This is a genomic window from Micromonospora sp. NPDC005087 (assembly GCF_042872965.1).
Lineage (GTDB): Bacteria > Actinomycetota > Actinomycetes > Mycobacteriales > Micromonosporaceae > Micromonospora.
Genome location: NZ_JBIALB010000005.1, coordinates 337550 through 353897, shown reverse-complemented (window position 1 = coordinate 353897; position 16348 = coordinate 337550). Strand labels below are relative to the sequence as shown.

20 protein-coding genes are annotated in these 16348 nt (G+C 73.4%); 11 read left to right on the top strand and 9 right to left on the bottom strand.

All coding sequences use genetic code 11. The features are described 5' to 3' along the window. Positions 1-55: 55 nt before the first annotated feature. The gene (locus ACFYPS_RS15525; protein WP_354967158.1) at positions 56-877 is read left to right on the top strand and encodes an HAD-IIB family hydrolase; all 822 of its coding nucleotides are present in this window, start codon (positions 56-58) and stop codon (positions 875-877) included. Then, positions 877-1689: an HAD family hydrolase gene (locus ACFYPS_RS15520; protein WP_354967157.1), complete on the top strand. Its 813-nt coding sequence runs from the start codon at positions 877-879 to the stop codon at positions 1687-1689. The genes ACFYPS_RS15525 and ACFYPS_RS15520 overlap by 1 nt, the downstream gene beginning before the upstream one ends. Positions 1690-1699: 10 nt before the next feature. Here the strand turns inward: ACFYPS_RS15520 and ACFYPS_RS15515 are convergent, their stop codons facing one another. Continuing rightward, entirely contained in the window at positions 1700-2302 is a 603-nt protein-coding gene (locus ACFYPS_RS15515; RefSeq protein WP_354967156.1) for a bacterial proteasome activator family protein, read from the bottom strand. Between the two features lie 84 nt (positions 2303-2386). Here ACFYPS_RS15515 and ACFYPS_RS15510 point away from each other — a divergent pair, with 84 nt between their 5' ends. Both ACFYPS_RS15510 and ACFYPS_RS15505 read left to right on the top strand, forming a co-directional pair. After that, positions 2387-3184 (top strand): alpha/beta hydrolase family protein, encoded by a 798-nt coding sequence (locus ACFYPS_RS15510; RefSeq protein WP_387325013.1) that lies wholly within the window; start codon positions 2387-2389, stop codon positions 3182-3184. 80 nt (positions 3185-3264) lie between these two features. Further along, positions 3265-4452, top strand: a complete 1188-nt coding sequence (locus ACFYPS_RS15505) for an ABC transporter substrate-binding protein (RefSeq protein ID WP_354967154.1) — start codon at positions 3265-3267, stop codon at positions 4450-4452. 76 nt (positions 4453-4528) lie between these two features. On the opposite strand, the gene ddaH is transcribed toward ACFYPS_RS15505, so the two are convergent. Then, a complete protein-coding gene (ddaH, locus tag ACFYPS_RS15500) occupies positions 4529-5362 on the bottom strand; it encodes a dimethylargininase (protein ID WP_387325010.1) in 834 nt (277 codons plus the stop codon). A 59-nt stretch (positions 5363-5421) separates the two neighbouring features. On the opposite strand from ddaH, the gene ACFYPS_RS15495 reads away from it, so the two are divergent. Both ACFYPS_RS15495 and ACFYPS_RS15490 read left to right on the top strand, forming a co-directional pair. Continuing rightward, complete coding sequence (locus ACFYPS_RS15495) at positions 5422-5880, top strand: Lrp/AsnC family transcriptional regulator (protein ID WP_074315467.1); 459 nt, start codon at positions 5422-5424, stop codon at positions 5878-5880. A gap of 131 nt (positions 5881-6011) precedes the next feature. Next, a complete protein-coding gene (locus ACFYPS_RS15490) occupies positions 6012-6968 on the top strand; it encodes a zinc-binding dehydrogenase (protein WP_387325006.1) in 957 nt (318 codons plus the stop codon). An 8-nt stretch (positions 6969-6976) separates the two neighbouring features. On the opposite strand, the gene ACFYPS_RS15485 is transcribed toward ACFYPS_RS15490, so the two are convergent. The 3 genes from ACFYPS_RS15485 to ACFYPS_RS15475 form a co-directional block, all read right to left on the bottom strand. Continuing rightward, positions 6977-8083, bottom strand: coding sequence for a hypothetical protein (locus ACFYPS_RS15485; protein WP_387325004.1), 1107 nt, complete (start codon positions 8081-8083; stop codon positions 6977-6979). Positions 8084-8212: 129 nt separating this feature from the next. Then, positions 8213-8479: a DUF6457 domain-containing protein gene (locus ACFYPS_RS15480; RefSeq protein WP_354967150.1), complete on the bottom strand. Its 267-nt coding sequence runs from the start codon at positions 8477-8479 to the stop codon at positions 8213-8215. Next, a complete protein-coding gene (locus tag ACFYPS_RS15475) occupies positions 8476-9117 on the bottom strand; it encodes a molybdenum cofactor guanylyltransferase (protein WP_387325001.1) in 642 nt (213 codons plus the stop codon). Before ACFYPS_RS15475 ends, ACFYPS_RS15480 begins: the two co-directional genes overlap by 4 nt. A gap of 94 nt (positions 9118-9211) precedes the next feature. Here ACFYPS_RS15475 and fdhD point away from each other — a divergent pair, with 94 nt between their 5' ends. Further along, positions 9212-10066 carry a formate dehydrogenase accessory sulfurtransferase FdhD gene (gene fdhD, locus ACFYPS_RS15470; protein WP_387324998.1) on the top strand — a complete coding sequence of 285 codons (855 nt, stop codon included), beginning with the start codon at positions 9212-9214 and terminating at the stop codon, positions 10064-10066. An 8-nt stretch (positions 10067-10074) separates the two neighbouring features. On the opposite strand, the gene ACFYPS_RS15465 is transcribed toward fdhD, so the two are convergent. The 4 genes from ACFYPS_RS15465 to ACFYPS_RS15450 all read right to left on the bottom strand — a co-directional run bounded on the left by ACFYPS_RS15465 (position 10075) and on the right by ACFYPS_RS15450 (position 12679). Beyond that, complete coding sequence (locus ACFYPS_RS15465; protein WP_387324996.1) at positions 10075-10770, bottom strand: GAP family protein; 696 nt, start codon at positions 10768-10770, stop codon at positions 10075-10077. Between the two features lie 154 nt (positions 10771-10924). Further along, positions 10925-11323: a hypothetical protein gene (locus ACFYPS_RS15460; protein WP_387324994.1), complete on the bottom strand. Its 399-nt coding sequence runs from the start codon at positions 11321-11323 to the stop codon at positions 10925-10927. Beyond that, complete coding sequence (locus ACFYPS_RS15455; RefSeq protein ID WP_387324992.1) at positions 11320-11571, bottom strand: hypothetical protein; 252 nt, start codon at positions 11569-11571, stop codon at positions 11320-11322. The genes ACFYPS_RS15460 and ACFYPS_RS15455 overlap by 4 nt, the downstream gene beginning before the upstream one ends. 61 nt (positions 11572-11632) lie before the next feature. After that, positions 11633-12679 carry a DUF4192 domain-containing protein gene (locus tag ACFYPS_RS15450; protein WP_387324989.1) on the bottom strand — a complete coding sequence of 349 codons (1047 nt, stop codon included), beginning with the start codon at positions 12677-12679 and terminating at the stop codon, positions 11633-11635. A 194-nt stretch (positions 12680-12873) separates the two neighbouring features. Here ACFYPS_RS15450 and ACFYPS_RS15445 point away from each other — a divergent pair, with 194 nt between their 5' ends. The 4 genes from ACFYPS_RS15445 to ACFYPS_RS15430 are packed head-to-tail and all read left to right on the top strand — an operon-like array spanning position 12874 to position 16315. Further along, the gene (locus ACFYPS_RS15445; RefSeq protein ID WP_387324986.1) at positions 12874-13788 is read left to right on the top strand and encodes a fructosamine kinase family protein; all 915 of its coding nucleotides are present in this window, start codon (positions 12874-12876) and stop codon (positions 13786-13788) included. Beyond that, complete coding sequence (gene moaA / locus ACFYPS_RS15440; protein ID WP_387324983.1) at positions 13785-14798, top strand: GTP 3',8-cyclase MoaA; 1014 nt, start codon at positions 13785-13787, stop codon at positions 14796-14798. Before ACFYPS_RS15445 ends, moaA begins: the two co-directional genes overlap by 4 nt. Before the next feature lie 3 nt (positions 14799-14801). Continuing rightward, entirely contained in the window at positions 14802-15056 is a 255-nt protein-coding gene (locus tag ACFYPS_RS15435; protein WP_354967141.1) for a MoaD/ThiS family protein, read from the top strand. A 14-nt stretch (positions 15057-15070) separates the two neighbouring features. Next, a complete protein-coding gene (locus ACFYPS_RS15430) occupies positions 15071-16315 on the top strand; it encodes a metallophosphoesterase (RefSeq protein ID WP_387324979.1) in 1245 nt (414 codons plus the stop codon). The last annotated feature ends 33 nt before the right edge of the window (positions 16316-16348 follow it).

The following is a 16348-nucleotide window of genomic DNA, read 5'->3' as shown; positions in this document are numbered from 1 at the left end:
TCTCGGCACCAGTACCGCACGGCAGGCTGCGACGGCGGCGGGCGAAGGAGGAACGATGACCCGCCCGGGACTGCCCAAGCTGATCGCGACCGACCTTGACGGGACGCTGGTTCGCAGCGACGACACCGTCTCCGCGTACACCCATGGGGTGCTCGACCGGGTGCGGGCCGCCGGCATTCCGGTGGTCGGCGCGACCGGGCGCGGACCGCGGCTGACCGAGCTGAGCCGCAACGACATCCGGGCCGCCGACTTTCTGGTGATGGCTGGCGGCGGGTGGGTGGTCGACCAGAGCGACCCGACCGGCCCGGTGGTGCTCCGCGAGGAGCGACTGGCCGGCGAGGTGCTGGCCCGGCTGCTCGCCGACCTGGAGGCCGAGGTGGGCCCGTTGACCGTCATGGTCGAGGCCTCCGACGAGCACGACGCCCCGCTCTGGGGCGACTATCACGCGAGCTGGCCCTACCAGGACAGGTTCGAGGCGCGTACCCGCGCGGAGTGCCTCTCCTGCGACGTGATCAAGGCCTTCGCCCGGACCGCCGACCACCACGTGGACGAGCTGCTGGCCGTGGCCCGCCGGATCGTCCCGCCGCAGGTCGCCACACTCACCCAGGCCGGGCTCGGGTTCATCGAGATCTGCCCGCCAGGGGTGGACAAGGCGACGGGGCTGACCGTGGTCGCGCAGACGCTCGGGGTCGACCCCGCCGACGTGCTGGTCTTCGGTGACATGCCCAACGACCTGCCGATGTTCGAATGGGCCGGCTGGTCCCGGGTGGCGGTGGCCAACGCGCACCCCGCCGTCCGTGCCGCCGCCGACGAGGTGACCCTCCGCAACGACGACGACGGGGTGGCGGTGTATCTGGACCGGCTACTGTCCCGGTGATGGGAGAGACGCCCCGACTGATCGCCACCGACATCGACGGCACGCTGATCCGCGACGACCACACCGTCAGCCCGCACACCGCCGACGTGCTCGCCCGGATCTCCGCGCGGGGCACGCCGGTCGTGCTGGTCACCGGCCGTCCCGTCCGCTGGCTGAAGATGGTGTACGACCAGCTGGCCGAGCCGCTGCCGGCGGTCTGCGCCAACGGCGCCGTGGTCTACGACCCGTTCGAGGACGAGGTGCTGCGGGCGGACCCGCTCGCGCCGCAGCACCTGGCCGAGGTGGCCCGACGGCTGCGCGCCGAGGTGCCCGGGATCAGCTTCGCGGTGGAGATCCTCGACAGCCGGCAGATGCGGCACGAGGCCGACTACCCGCTGCGCTGGGACACCGACCCGGAAATGATCCGCCCGGTCGAGACGCCGGAGGAGCTGCTCTCGGCCCCGGCGGTGAAGCTGCTCGCCCGCGCCGGCGAGCAGGACCCGGACGCGTTCGTCGCGCTGGTCGCCGCGGCGGTGGCCGGGCTGGCCGAGGCGACGCACTCGTCGTCCTCGGGGCTGGTGGAGATCTCCGCAGCCGGGGTGACCAAGGCTGCCGGGCTGGACTGGTACTGCGACCGGCTCGGGGTGCGCGCGGCGGATGTGCTGGCCTTCGGCGACATGCCCAACGACGTGCCGATGCTGAGCTGGGCCGGGAGGGGCGTGGCGGTGGCCAACGCACACCGCGCCGTCCTGGCGGTCGCCGACGAGGTGACCGCGGCGAACTCCGAGGACGGCGTGGCGGCGTACCTGGAGAAGATCTTCGGGTTGGACTGAGCCGGCCGGGTCAGAGGTACTGGCCGGTGTTGTGCCCCTCGCCACCGCTCGGCTGGCCGATGCCCGGCATCCCCGGCACCATCCCGCCGGGACCGCTGGGCAGCGCCTGCCGGCCGGAGCGCATCTGCTCCAGCTGCACCCGGGCGGCCATCTGCTGAGCGACCAGGGCCGCCTGGATGCCGTGGAACAGACCCTCCAGCCAGCCGACGAGCTGGGCGTGCGCGATCCGCAGTTCGCTCTCGCTCGGGGCCTTGTCCTCGGTGAACGGCAGCGAGATCCGCTCCAACTCGTCGCGCAGCTCGGGGGCGAGGCCCTCCTTCAGCTCGACGATGGACCGCTCGTGGATCTCACGCATCCGGCTGCGGCTGGCGTCGTCGAGCGGGGCCGCCTTGACCTCCTCCAGCAACTGCTTGATCATGCTGCCGATCCGCATGACCTTGGCCGGCTGCTCGACCAGGCGGGTCGGGTCCTCGCCCTGCCCCTCCTCGGTCTGCACCGTGCCGATCGGCCGACCGTCCGGGCCGACCACCACCACGGTGCCGGAGTGGCCGGAATCGTCGCGGTCGGTCTCGTCGTCTTGTGCGTCGGAGTGCGCTTCGGTCATGGGGTCCATCTTTACCCAGCGGGCGCAACCCATGCCCCCCGGGACCGACTCCCGGGGCCGAACCACCCGGGCGGGGCGCGCTACCGTCGCGCCATGCCTGCCGACCCGCGCGCCGTGCTGACCCGGCCCGCTCCGGAGCCCGACCGGACCGTGGCGTACGGCGACCACCCCGACCAGGTGGCCGACCTGCGGCAACCGGCCGGCGCCGGCCCGGCACGACCACTGGTCGTCGTGGTGCACGGTGGCTTCTGGCGGGCCGAGTACGACCGGCGGCACACCGGGCCGCTGGCCGCCGCGCTCGCCTCGGCCGGCCACCCGGTGGCGCAACTGGAGTACCGGCGCACCGGGCAGCCGGGCGGCGGCTGGCCGGGGACCATGACCGACGTGCTGACCGGGGTCGCCGAACTGCCCGGGCTGGCCGCCGAGGCGCTGCCCGGCCGGGTGTCCCGGGCCGCCCCGATCCTGATCGGCCACTCCGCCGGTGGCCACCTGGCGCTGTACGTGGCGGCCACCGCGCCCGCGACGGTGGGCGGCGTGCTCGCCCTGGCCCCGGTGGCCGACCTGGTTGAGGCGTACCGGCAGGACCTGGACTCGGGCGCGGTGGCGGCGCTGCTCGGCGGCGGCCCGGCGCAGGTCCCGGACCGGTACGCGGCGACTGATCCACGGTCATTGGTGCCGACTCGGACACGCACAGTAGTCATGCATGGTTCGGCCGACCAGCAGGTGCCGGTGACGATGAGCCGGGAGTTCGTGGCGGCGGCGCGTGCCGCGGGATCCGACATCTCCCTTGTCGAACTGCCCGGATGCGAGCATTTCGGGCTGATCGACCCGGAGTCCCCGGCCTGGCCCCGGGTCCTGGTTATGTTGCGGTCCCTGCACGATGATCATTAGCCATTGACGCAGCGTCGCGGAGCAGGTAGAACGCCGGAGGGGCGGTGTTCTGCCCTGCAACGCTTCTGGGAAGGAACTCGGTGTCGCAGATGAATCGCAGGCGGGCGCTCCAGCTGTTGGCCGCGCTCGGTACCACCGGATTCGCCGCCGCGTGCGGCTCCGACACCGACGACCCGTCGACCGCCAGCCGGGGCCCGATCAAGATCGGTCTGATCACGCCGGAGGCCGGCGGTTTCAAGAGCATCGGTGAGGACATCACCAACGGCTTCCAGCTCTTCCTCGACCTGCACGACCAGCGGCTGGGCGGGCACCCGGTGGAGCTGCTGACCGCCGACGAGGGTGACACCGCCAAGACCGGCAAGGCCGCCGTCGAGGACCTGCTCAAGAAGGGCGTGCTGGCGCTCACCGGTGTGGTCAACTCGGCGGTGATGGTCGGCATCCGGGACACCGTCGAGCAGGCCCGGGTCCCGCTGATCGGCTCCAACGCCTCGCCGAGCAGCCTGCAGAGTGTCTTCTACATCTGGCGGACGTCCTACGTGCTGGACGAGGCCGGCCGGGCGCTCGGCCGCTACCTGCGCGACCAGCTGCCGTCGAACGGCCGCATCGCGATGATCATGCCGGAGAACGTCGGCAGCCCGGACGTGGTGCGGGGCTTCCGGCAGGAGTTCGGCGCCAGCGACCCGCGGATCGCCGACCCGGTGACCAACACCAACCCCACCCCGAACCCCGGGAAGAACACGTACGGCGCGGACATCCGCAAGGCGCTGACCAAGAAGCCGACCGCGGTCGTCTGCTTCTACGCCGGCGCGGCGGCGGTGGAGTTCATCAAGCAGCTGCGTGACCAGTTCTCCGGGCCGGTGTACGCACCCGGCTTCCTCACCGAGGGCAGCGTGCTGGAGAGCATGGACAGGGACGCGCTCGGCATCCAGACCGCCCTGAACTACTCGGCCGACCTGAACAACACGTCCAACCGGGTCTTCGCCTCGGCCTACCGCAAGAAGTACCAGGTCACGCCGACCACCTACGCGATGGCCTCGTACGACGCGGCGCAGGTGCTCGACCAGGCGATCCAGCTGACCGGCGGGTCACCCACCCCCCAGCAGGTCAACCTGGCGCTGGGCAAGATCGGCCAGATCGACAGCCCGCGCGGCATCTGGCAGTTCAACCAGCCGCGCACCCCGCAGCAGAAGTGGTACCTGCGGGAGGTGCAGCGCGACGGTCAGGTCATGTCGAACGTGCTGATCAACGAGCTGGCCACGCTGGGCTGACCGCCCACCACGAGCACGGTCCCGGGCTGGCCTCCCCAACGGGAGGCCGGCCCGGACGTACGCGGCGGTGTTCCGGTCAGTGCCGGAGTTCCCCGATGCAGCACTTTACGCTGCCGCCGCCCTTCTTCAGCTCGGCCAGATCGACCGGGACCGGGGTGTAGCCGGCGGCCTTGAGCTTGCCGGCCAGCCGGGTGGCCTCGCTGCTGAGCACCACGTTCGCGCCGTCGCTGACCAGGTTGATCCCGAAGGCCATCGCGTCCTCGTCGTCCGCGATCACGGCGTCCGGGAAGAGCTGGGTGAGCACCCGCTGGCTGGCCGCGGAGAACGCGCCGGGGAAGTAGACGATGTTCGAGTCGTCGATGGCGGCGAGCGCCACGTCCAGGTGGTAGAAGCGCGGGTCGATCAGACGCAGTGACACCACCGGCCGGCCCAGCGCCTCCTGCGCCTCGGCGTGCGCCGGGATCTCGGTGCGGAAGCCGTGCCCGGCCAGGATGAGCCCGCCGTGCGCCTCCGGCACGTACGCGAAGTCACCCTCGCCCTCGTTGGTCTCGCTCGGGGCGATGAACCGCCAGCCCTGCGACTCGTAGAAGGCATGGTGCAGGGCGGCCTCGGCGGCCCGCTGCTCGTGTTTGAACCGCGCGCCGTAGACACTGCCGTCCACCGCGACGCCGCCGTTGGCGGCGTACACCATGTCGGGCAGGCCGCGCTCGGGCGTGAGCAGGTGCACCTCGTGGCCGAGACCGACCAGCGTCTCGCGCAGCCGGTCCCACTGCTTGACGGCCAGGTCCCGGTCGACGGGAGTGGTCACGTCCATCCACGGATTGATCGCGTATTCCACCGCGAAGTGCTCGGGCGAGCACATGAGATATGTCCGCTTTCGCGGGACTCGCTGCTGGTTCACGGTCACCAAGAGTAGGTACCGTTGAACTTTGGTAACAGCCACAACCATTGCTTCCCAGAGGCGGAACGTTGCAGATAGACGCGGTAGACCAGCGGATCATTGCGTTGCTCGTCGCCGACGCCCGCGCGTCGTACGCCGACATCGGCACCCGGGTGTCACTCTCCGCCCCGGCGGTCAAGCGCCGGGTCGACAGACTGCGCGCCACCGGCGTGATCAGGGGATTCACGGCCGTGGTTGATCCGGCGGCCGTCGGCTGGACCACCGAGGCGTTCGTCGAGCTGTTCTGTGCCGGCCGGACCACCCCGGCGCAGATCGGCGTGGCGGCCCGCCGGCACCCGGAGGTGGTCGGCGCGTACACCGTCTCCGGTGAGGCAGACGCGCTGGTGCACCTGCGCGCCGCCGACATCGCCCACCTGGAGGCGGCGTTGGAGCGGCTACGCGCCGAGTCCTTCGTGACCTCCACCCGCAGCACCATCGTGCTCTCCCGGCTGGTCGAATCCCCCGGCGTCGGCCCCTCCACCCGCTGACCGGATCCGCCCGCCGCACCGGCCGACCTCGGGGTTTCCGGGCCCCACCCGCCCTTGACCTCAAGCCCGGTTCAACAGATGAACTGGCGGCGGAGTGTGGGCAGAACGCCCACCACGGCCGAGGGGGTTCCGTGCGGGCGGTCTGGATACGTGCATTCGGTGGGCCCGAGGTGCTGGTGCCTGGCCCGGCACCCGACCCGGCACCCGGCCCAGGTCAGGTGCTGGTCGACGTCGCGCACGCGAACATCACCTTCGTCGAGACGCAGCAGCGCTCCGGTCGCCCCGGGCCGTTCCGGGTCACCCCGCCGCTGATCCCCGGCAACGGCGTCGGCGGGGTGATCGCCGCCGTCGGGCCGGGCGTCGACCCCGGGCTGACCGGGCGGCGGGTGGTCAGCGCCACGGGCGGCTCCGGCGGATACGCCGAACGGGTGGCGGTGCACGCGACCGCGCCGATCGAGGTTCCGGCCGGGCTGGCGCTGGACGCGGCGGTCGCGCTGCTGGCCGACGGACGTACCGCCACGATGCTGACCGAGGCGGTCGGCGTCCACCCGGGGGACCGGGTGCTGGTGGAGGCCGCGGCGGGCGGGGTGGGCAGTCTGCTGGTGCAGCTCGCGGCCCGGGCCGGTGCCCGGGTGATCGGCGTGGCCGGTGGGCAACGCAAGGTGGACCTGCTACCCGGACTGGGTGCCGAGCTGTCCGTTGACTACCGCGCGCCGGGCTGGGCCGCCCGGATCCGGGACGCGGTGGGCGGGGTCGACGTGGTGTTCGACGGTGTCGGCGGACCGGTCGCCCAGACGGCCTTCGAGCTGCTGGCCCCGGGCGGCCGCATGGTCAGCTTCGGGCTGGCCAGCGGCGAGTGGTCACCGGTGTCCGTGGAGGCCGCCACCGCACGGCAGGTCGCGTTGATCCGGCCGGACGTGCCGCCCGCGCGGCTGCGGGCGTACACCGGTCGGGCGCTGGCGGAGGCGGCGGCCGGCCGGCTGCGGCCAGTGATCGGGCAGCGTTTCCCGCTGGAGCGCGCCGCCGACGCGCACGCCGCCATCGAGGCCCGCTCGACGGTCGGCAAGACCCTGCTCGACGTCTCCTGAAACCACGCTCAGAGATACATGCCGGTGCGGTGCTCGGACTCGTCACGCCGGACCGGCTTGTCGCCCTCGCCGAAGAACCGCTTGCCGCCGAACTCGCCGTGCAGCCGGTCGTCCAGCTCGTCGGCGAGCCCGGTCATCACCTGCACCGCCAGCATCAGGTGGGTGGCCTGGAAGTTGCGGCCGAAGACCGGAATGGACGCCCAGACCGTGTCCTCCGCGCAGTAGAGGCGGCCGATCGGCATCCGGTTGGTCAACTCGGAGAGCTTGACGTAGAGCCGCTCGGTCGGCTCCACCTCGGTGAGCACCGGGGAGAAGACGTCCACCAGGGGCGGGTTGTCCCGCACCCGGACGAAGACCATCGCCGAACCGGCGCGGATGTTGATGTCGCCGTCCGAGTCGACCTGCAACCGGTCGGTGTCGGACTTCAGCATGGTGGAGACCACGGTGCGGACCCGATCCGCCAGGTCGAGCACGTCGTCCCGCTCGACCTGCGCGGCGGCCGCCTCGGCCAGTGCCTCCTCCAGGTCGGCCTCGACGTCGGCGTCCGGGCCGAACTCGCTACGCGCGGTGCCCAGCGGCTCCACGGTCAGCGGCTCACCCTCGGCGTCCTGCACCAGGAAGACGAGGAACGCCGGGTGCGGGGCGCCGTAGACGTCGCGCAGCGTCCGGGAGAGCAGCGCGGCGATCCGGGTCGCCTCCGCTGTCGTGCCGTCCAACCCGAAGAAACCACCGGAGCCGGCCACCACCCCCGGCGGGGACCAGCCGAGCGCGACCATGTCCGCCACCGCGGCGCGATCCAGGCGGTAGCCCGCCGGCAGGGTGGCGTTGCCGACCGCCCGGGCGGAGAACCGGCCGTCGCCGTCCACGTCGACGCTGATCGAGTAGACGGCGTCCCCGGTGCCGGAGGCGGTGGGGTCCAGGGTCAGTTCGAGGTGCGCGCCAGCGGGCAGCTCCCGCAGCCGGACGGCGAGCGCGCGGGCGAACTCCTGCCACGCCTCCGTCACCTTGGCCCGCAGATCCGTGGTGCTCGGCTCGTCGAGCAGGATCGACTCCGCCGGCTCGGCCGTACCGCCGGGCAGCTCATTGTTCGGCGCCGAGGGGTGGTCAGCCGTCATGATCGCCTCCGTCCGTCACGATCACCCTACCCACGCCGTCCGGGCGTCGGATCGGCCCCGACCGGGATCGGACACCGGCATGGCCCGCCACGGATCCGCGGCGGTTCTCATCGGCGCGGAAGCCGCCGGTCAGACCGCTGACGGACCGGCGGGATCGGAGCCCAGCTCGACCGGCCAGGTGGCCGCGAGGGCGCTGAGCCGGGCGGCGGCGTCCGCCGGGTCGGCGCCCCGGCCCACCGCCAGCCCGAGCAGGTACGCCGTGACCGGCGCGCCGGGTCGCAACACCTGGTGGGCGACGTCGCGGGCCAGGTCCAGCACCACCGGCACGGGCACCTGGGCCGGGCCCAGGTCCAGCTCGGTACAGGCCGCCGTCACCCAGTCGTCCATCACCGTCATCGCGCCCACTCCTCCGCCCGGCGTACGTCCTCGTCAGTGTCGCAGTCGAACCAGGGCGGCGGGCCGTCGCCGGACCACGGCACCTCGCGGACGACGAGGCCGGCCAGCAGCGCCCGGACCGGAGCCCCGGCGAGGCTGCCGCCCCGCTCGGCCGCCAGCCGGTCCATCCCGGCACGCAGCGCGGTGACCCGCCACACCCCGCAGAGCGACTGCCGCCGCCCATCCGCGTCGACGAAGCACGCCCCGTCGGGTAGCCGCTCCAGCCCGACGGTGCCGCCGCCCGCCGGTCCGGTGTGCGACGCGGCCAGGTGGGTCAGCAGCTCGCCGATCGCGGCGCGGGTGAGCAGCGGCAGGTCGGCGGCGAGCAGCGCGACCAGGTTCGCTGCCGGGTCGAGCAGTGCCAGCCCGGCCGCCGCCGCGGCGACCGGTCCCCCGCCGGGCGGATCCTCCCGGGTCACCCGTACGCCGGGCGGGACCGCGCCCGCCGGACCGACCAGCACCCTCGGCGCGGCATCGGCGACGGCGGCCAGCACCCGGTCGCGCATCGACCGGCCGCCGACCGGGAGCGCGGGCTTGTCCACCCCGCCCATCCGTCGGGCCGCCCCACCGGCGAGCACCACCGCGGCGTACGTCCCCATCCGGCCACGGTAGCCGTGCCACCATCCGGTCGGCGGCCGGCGCCGATGCCCGGTGGCCGTGCGGGCGTACCGGCGCGGGGTGCAGGATGGCGGGATGGGACGGGCGACTGACCGACGGGGCGTACTCCGGATCGACCTGGACGCGGCGACCGACGGGCGTGGACCCGTCCGCCGGCCGGACAGCCTGGCGGTGGAGGAGCCGCTGGAGATCCGGGTGGGCCCGGCCGGCCCCGGCCGGCGACGGCCGCTCGCGGTCACCATGCGCACCCCCGGGGACGACCTGGACCTGGCCATCGGCTTCCTGCTGACCGAGGGGCTGATCCGGTCGACCGACGACGTGCAGACCGCGCAGCTCTGCGCCGGCGCGGAGACGCCGAACACGTACAACGTGGTGGACGTGATGCTCGCCCCTGGGGTGCCGGAACCGACCACCGACCCGACCCGGACCTTCTACACGACCAGCTCCTGCGGGGTCTGCGGCAAGGCCAGCATCGACGCCGTCCGAACCCGTTCGCTGTTCCCGGTGGCGGCGGACCCGCTCACCGTGCCGGCCGCCCTGCTCGCCGAGCTGCCCGACCGGCTGCGTGCCGGCCAACGCGGCTTCGACCGGACCGGCGGGCTCCACGCGGCGGGGCTTTTCTCGCCCGCCGGAGAGCTGGTGGTGCTCCGGGAGGACGTGGGTCGACACAATGCCGTGGACAAGGTGATCGGCTGGGCGGTGCGGGAACGACGACTGCCGCTGGCCGGGCACCTGCTGCTGGTTTCCGGCCGCGCCAGCTTCGAGCTGACCCAGAAGGCGTGGATGGCCGGAGTGCCACTGCTGGCCGCGGTCTCCGCGCCGAGCACCCTCGCCGCCGAGCTGGCCGAGGAGGCGGGAATGACGCTGGTCGGCTTCCTGCGTGGCACCACGATGAACGTCTACACCCGTACCGAGCGGGTCACCATCTGATCGGCCAGCTAGTCGAACAGCCCCAGCCGGATCCCGGCGTCACGGGCCAGCAGGAAACCGGCGATGCCGAGGATCCAGCCGAGCATGCCGCAGGAGTGCCGCGCGATCCAGGCGTTGAGCCGGACCAGCACCGGCTCGACCAGGCTCGGCCACGCCATCCGCGCCCCCAGCAGCACCACCGCCGGCAGCACCATGACCAGGCAGTAGCCGGCGAGCAGCCCCACGATCTCCGCCGCGCCGAGCCCGGAGGTGGTCAGCAGGCCGACCGCGCCGAGGTACGGCAGCATCGTCGCCACCTCCGCGAGCGCGGCGAGCAGCGCCAGCCCCACCAGCCATCGCGCCGAGGAGTCGCCGGCGGTGACCCGGTCCCGCCAGCGCGGCACACCGCCGCCGCGCGGGCGTCGTTTGCCGTCGTAGCGGAAGCTGAGCGCGAACAGCCCGACCCCGAGGACGAGCTGCGCCCAGAGCACCGGCCGGTTGTCCAGCGCCCCGCCGAGTACGTCGGCCAGCCGGCTGCCGCCCACGGCGAGCAGCAGCCCGACGGCGAAGTAGAAGACGGCGATCGTGCCGAGGTAGACGAGGATCCGCCGGGCGTTGACCGTCCCGGGCGCGAGCAGCAACCAGACCGGGATGAAGAGAGTCCCGATGCTGGTGCTGTCGACCAGGGCCAGGCCTGCGAGCGACAGCAGCAGTCCGACGCTCATCTGGGGCATTCGTTTGGCAGGGGCACCTGATGATTGTCCGGTGGCGTCTGCTCTGCCGAGTCGACCGCTGACAGGAGAAACGCGTACATCGTTCGGACCACACCGAACACGCCGATCGCCTGCCGGCCTCCTGGCGCCGGAATGCAGCCGCTCGTCAGTCCAGGTCGAGGATGCTCCAGTTGGTCGGTAGCACCTTCGCCGCCAGCCTGGGCTGCGCGGTCGCGTAGTGCGCCTCGTGGGTGAGTGCCGCGCTGGCGGCATGGCCGAGTGAGATGTCTCCATCCGCGGCGCGGGCCAGCGTGCCGGCGTCTCGCACGTCGTCCGCATCGAGCGGCAGCAGGCGTATGACCGGGGCACTCATCATCAGGGCCAGCAGCGCGGCACCAACCTCGTCGCCCGCGCCCGCGAAGGCAACCGCCAGACAGGCGGCCGGGACGGCCACCTGACGTCCCTCATCGGCGACCTGGAGCATCAACTCCCCCACCGAGACGTTGCCCTCGATGTAGGCCGTCAACGCCGACGCGTCGAACACGGCCGCGATCCGATCGCTCATCCGGCGTCGCCCAACATCCGGCGCCCCTCGGCCAGGGCGTCCGCCGGAATGGGTGCCGCCAGGCGCTCACGCCACCGCGCCTTGCCCGCCTCGGTCACCTCAATGCCGGCACGCCGCAGCACCTCGTCGAGGTGCGCGCGGGCCATCTGAGCCCGGACCGCCACGGTGATCGCCGCCGAGACGTTGGGCTGCCGGTCGAGCCACTCTGCCACGTCGTCGGGGAGGCTCACGGAGCGCTTCGCGGTCATGCTCGCCAGCCTACCAAACCTGGTAGCACCCACGGTATTACCAGATGCTGGAGGGGATCGGTCACCGGCGGCCACGTCGGCTCCGCCTGCGGGGGCGGACCACGCCGGGCAGACCGACCGACGGCCAGCCGTCCAGCTCGGACGGGGGGACGCCGCGCCGGAGCAGGTCGTCCAGGAGCAGGGCGAGCGAGTAGTCGGGGTGCAGGCTCAGCGTCCGCTCCAGCGCGACCGCCGCCAGTGCCCCCTGCCCCGCCCGCCAGGCCGCGAACGCCAGCAGCGCGCCCGGAGCGGCGGTCAGCTCCGACTCGGCCCGGCGCAGCACGTCGGTCCAGAGGGCGATGTCCCGGTCCCGACCGTCGGTGCGTTCCCAGGCGTGGTCGCGGATCGGCAGGTGCGTCAACAGGAGGCTCAGCCAGGCCACCTCGTCGTCGTCGAGCCGTTCGCCGCGCCGTTGCCGGCGTTGCGCCTCGCGGACCGCCGCCACCCCGGCGGAGCGCAGCGCCCGGCCGCCGAGCAGATCGCTCGCGGGCGCCTCCTCGACCAGGTCGGTCAGTCGCCGCTCGGCCCGGGCGGTGGCCTCGCGCAGCGCGTCCCGCGCCGGGCCGTCCACCGGTGCCACCTGCGCCACGAGGGCGGCCCGGTCGGGGAGCGCGACCTGGCCGGCGAAGACCGCCGAGGCGGTCACCTGGTTGGCCGCCGGGTCGTAGGGCCGGCCCTCGGGCGGGCAGCAGTCGACCTCGGCGCAGAGGTAGGACCACCACCGGCCGTCGGTCACCCGCAGCGCGTCCAGCACCTCCAGCCCGGCCCCGGTCAGGGCGGCGCGCACGGCGTCCACGCTCGGCGTCACCCGGTCGGGCGGTCCGTAGCCCACCACGGTCGCGGCCTCGGCGCCCTGGCGGTGGATCACCCCGGCCAGGTGCCGGGCCGGCTCGACCGGATCGGCCGACGGATCGGGCAGGTCGGCGCGGGCGGCGAAGATGATCCGCCGCCCGCGCAGCGCCACCGCGACCACGCTGTCGGCGGGGTGGAAGCCGAGCAGGTACGGCACGGCGGCGAGCAGGTCGGCGGGTGAGCGGACGGCGAGCCGGGGGCGTTCGGTCGAGGTCATGCCGGGAGCCTGCGACGGGCTGGCCCGGCTTCGCCGCCCCTGTGGACGACACGCGGCTTATCCACAGTCACTCTCCGTGTTGCCCCTGGTCAACGCGCATCCTCGGGTGCTGGGACGGAACGGGTGGCACCGGTGGCCGACCTGATGTGTTCGGGCGGTGCCGTTGTGTCGTGGGGAGCGGTTACCGTGCGCTGATGGACCTGGCGTATCTGCGCGCGCACCCGGCACACCTGCCGACGTTCCTGACCCACCAGCGGATCAGGGAGACGCCGGTCGCCGGTGGGGACATCTGCGCCGCCGCCCGACTCACCCTGGACGACGGCCACTCGGTCTTCGCCAAATCCTGGCCCGAGCGGGCAGGCCGGCCGGTGCCGGAGGGCTTCTTCGCCGCCGAGGCCGCCGGGTTGCGCTGGCTGCGGGAGGCCGGCGCGGTCGCCGTACCCGAGGTGATCGTGGCGCTGCCCGACATGCTGGCGCTCGACTGGGTGGAGCCCGGCGAGCCGACGTCGGAGGCGGCCGAGCGCTTCGGCCGGGAGTTGGCCGACCTGCACCGGGCCGGCGCACCGGCCTTCGGTGCGACCTGGCCCGGCTTCATCGGTGCGCTCGAGCAGGACAACAATCCCGACGACGGCCCCTGGTCGACGTGGTTCGCCCAGCGGCGGCTCGCTCCCTACCTGCGGCGATCGGTCGACGCCGGCGCGCTGAGCAGCGACGACGCCAGCCTGGTCGAGCAGGTGATCGGTCGGGTCGGCGAGTTCGGCGGGGAGGAGCCGCCGGCCCGCATCCACGGCGACCTGTGGCCGGGCAACGTGCTCTGGGGCGCCGACGACCGCGCCTGGCTGGTCGACCCGGCGGCGCACGGCGGGCACCGGGAGACGGATCTCGCCCAGCTGGCACTCTTCGGCGGCATCCCGCATCTGGCCCGGGCCCTGGCCGCCTATCGGGAGAGCTGGCCGCTTCCCGACGGCTGGCCCGACCGGGTGCCGCTGCACCAACTACACCTGCTGCTGGTGCACACCGCGCTGTTCGGCGGCGGTTACCGAGATGCCGTCGTCCAGACTGCCCGTGCCGCCCTGGGCCGGCCCGAGCGCGCTACGGTCGACAGGTGAGCGTCGCCCCGCGGACCGACGGCGTCCTCGTCGACCGGTTCGGCCGGGTCGCCCGGGACCTGCGCGTGTCCCTCACCGACAAGTGCAACCTTCGGTGCACCTACTGCATGCCGGCCGAGGGGCTGCCCTGGCTGGCCGGTCCCGAGCTGCTCACCGACGCGGAGATCGTCCGGCTGGTCCGGGTGGCCGTCGAGCGGCTCGGCGTGACCGAGGTGCGGTTCACCGGCGGCGAGCCACTGATCCGACCCGGGCTGGTTGGCATCGTGGCCGCGGTCGCCGCGCTGGAGCCCCGCCCGCGGATCTCGCTCACCACCAACGGCATCGGCCTCGACCGGCTCGCCCCGGCGCTGCGCACGGCCGGCCTCGACCGGGTGAACGTCTCGCTGGACACCCTGGACCCGGGCCGGTTCGCCCAGCTCACCCGTCGCGCCCGGCTGGACGCGGTGCTCGCCGGGCTCGCCGGGGCCGCCGCCGCCGGCCTCAACCCCGTCAAGATCAATACTGTGTTGATGCGGGGCGTCAACGAGGACGAGGCACCGGCCCTGCTGCGCTTCGCCGTCGACCACGACTACCAGCTGCGGATCATCGAGCAGATGCCACTGGACGCCCAGCACGGCTGGGACCGCAGCACGATGGTCACCGCCGAGGAGATCCTCACCTCCCTGCGTACCCGCTTCGACCTCAGCCCCGACCCGGCCGAACGCGGCGCGGCGCCGGCCGAGACCTGGCTGGTCGACGGCGGTCCGGCCCGGGTCGGCGTGATCGCCAGCGTCACCCGCCCCTTCTGCGGCGACTGCGACCGCACCCGGCTGACCGCCGACGGCCAGGTCCGCGCCTGCCTCTTCGCCACCGAGGAGTCCGACCTCCGCGCCGCCCTGCGCGCCGACGCGGACGACGACGACCTGGCCCGACGCTGGCGCACCGCGATGTGGGGCAAGCGCGCCGGGCACGGCATCGACGACCCCACCTTCCTCCAGCCGACCCGGCCGATGTCCGCGATCGGAGGCTGAGACGTGGACCCGAGGCCGCTGACCATCCGCTACTTCGCCGGCGCGCGCGCCGCCGCCGGCCGCCCCGAGGAGGCCGTCGCCGCCGGCCGGTCGCTCGACGACCTCACCGTCGAGCTGGCCCAGCGGCACGGTGACCGGCTGGCCGCCGTGCTGCGGGTGGCGAGTTTCCTCGTGGACGGCGTCACCTGTCATGATCGGCAGGCACCCCTGCCAGGCGGGGCCACGATCGATGTTCTGCCACCGTTCGCGGGCGGCTGAGGGAGGCACAGCAGATGTTGGCGGTTCTGGGGTTCGTGGCCGTCCTGGCGCTGGTCATCGGCCTCATCCACCTCTACCTGTGGAAGCGGCTGATCCGGGACACCACCGGGCCGGGCCGCTGGCGGCGCATCGGCGGTGTCGCGGGCCTGGTGCTGGCGCTGCTCGTGCCGGCCACCCTCGTCGGGACCCAGGCCGGGCTCTACTGGCTCGCCTGGCCGGGCTACCTCTGGCTCGCGTTGATGTTCTACCTGCTGGTCCTGCTCGTCGTGCTGGAAGTGCCGATGCTGGTCACCCGGCTGGTGCTGCGCCGCCGGGTCACCGGCGCCGATGCGACGACCGCCGCACCGGCGCCGGTGCTGGTCGGCGCCGCCGGGCCGACCGATCCACCGGCCGCCAGCGCGGTCCGTGCGCCCGACCACGACCCGGCACGCCGGCTGCTGCTGGCCCGCGGGGCAGCCATCTTCGCCGGTCTCACCGCCACCGGCATCACGGGGTACGGGGTACGCACCGCGCTCGGCCCGCCGCAGCTGGACCGGGTGCAGATCCCGCTCGGCAAGCTTCCGCGCAGCATGGACGGCCTGCGCATCGCCACCGTCTCCGACATCCACCTCGGGCCGCTGCGCGGCCGGGCGCACACCGAGCGCATCGTCGCCGCGATCAACCGCCTCGACGCGGACCTGGTCGCGGTCGTCGGTGACCTGGTCGACGGCTCGGTCGCCGAGCTTGGGTCGGCCGCCGCGCCGCTGCGCGACCTGCGCTCCCGCTACGGCAGCTTCTTCGTCACCGGCAACCACGAGTACTACTCGGGCGTGGAGGAGTGGGTCCAGGAGGTGGACCGGCTCGGCCTGCGGGTGCTGCAGAACCAGCGGCAGGAGATCCAGGCCCGGGGCGGCGTACTCGACCTGGCCGGCGTCAACGACCTTTCGGGCACGGGCACCGGCCTCGCCGCCGGGCCGGACTTCGCCGCCGCCCTCGGTGACCGCGACCCGAACCGCCCGGTGGTGCTGCTCGCGCACCAGCCGGTGGCGGCGAAGGAGGCGGCCCGGTACGGCGTCGACCTGCAACTGTCCGGGCACACCCACGGCGGGCAGGTGGTGCCGTTCAACCTGGCCGTCCGACTCGAACAGCCGGTGGTCAGTGGGCTCGGCGAGGTCGACGGCACCAAGGTCTACGTGACCAACGGCGCCGGTTTCTGGGGTCCGCCGGTCCGGGTCGGGGCCGAACCGCAGATCACCCTGGTCGAGCTGCGCTCGGCATAGCGGACGTCACGTCCGCGCGTGGCGGCGGGCGGC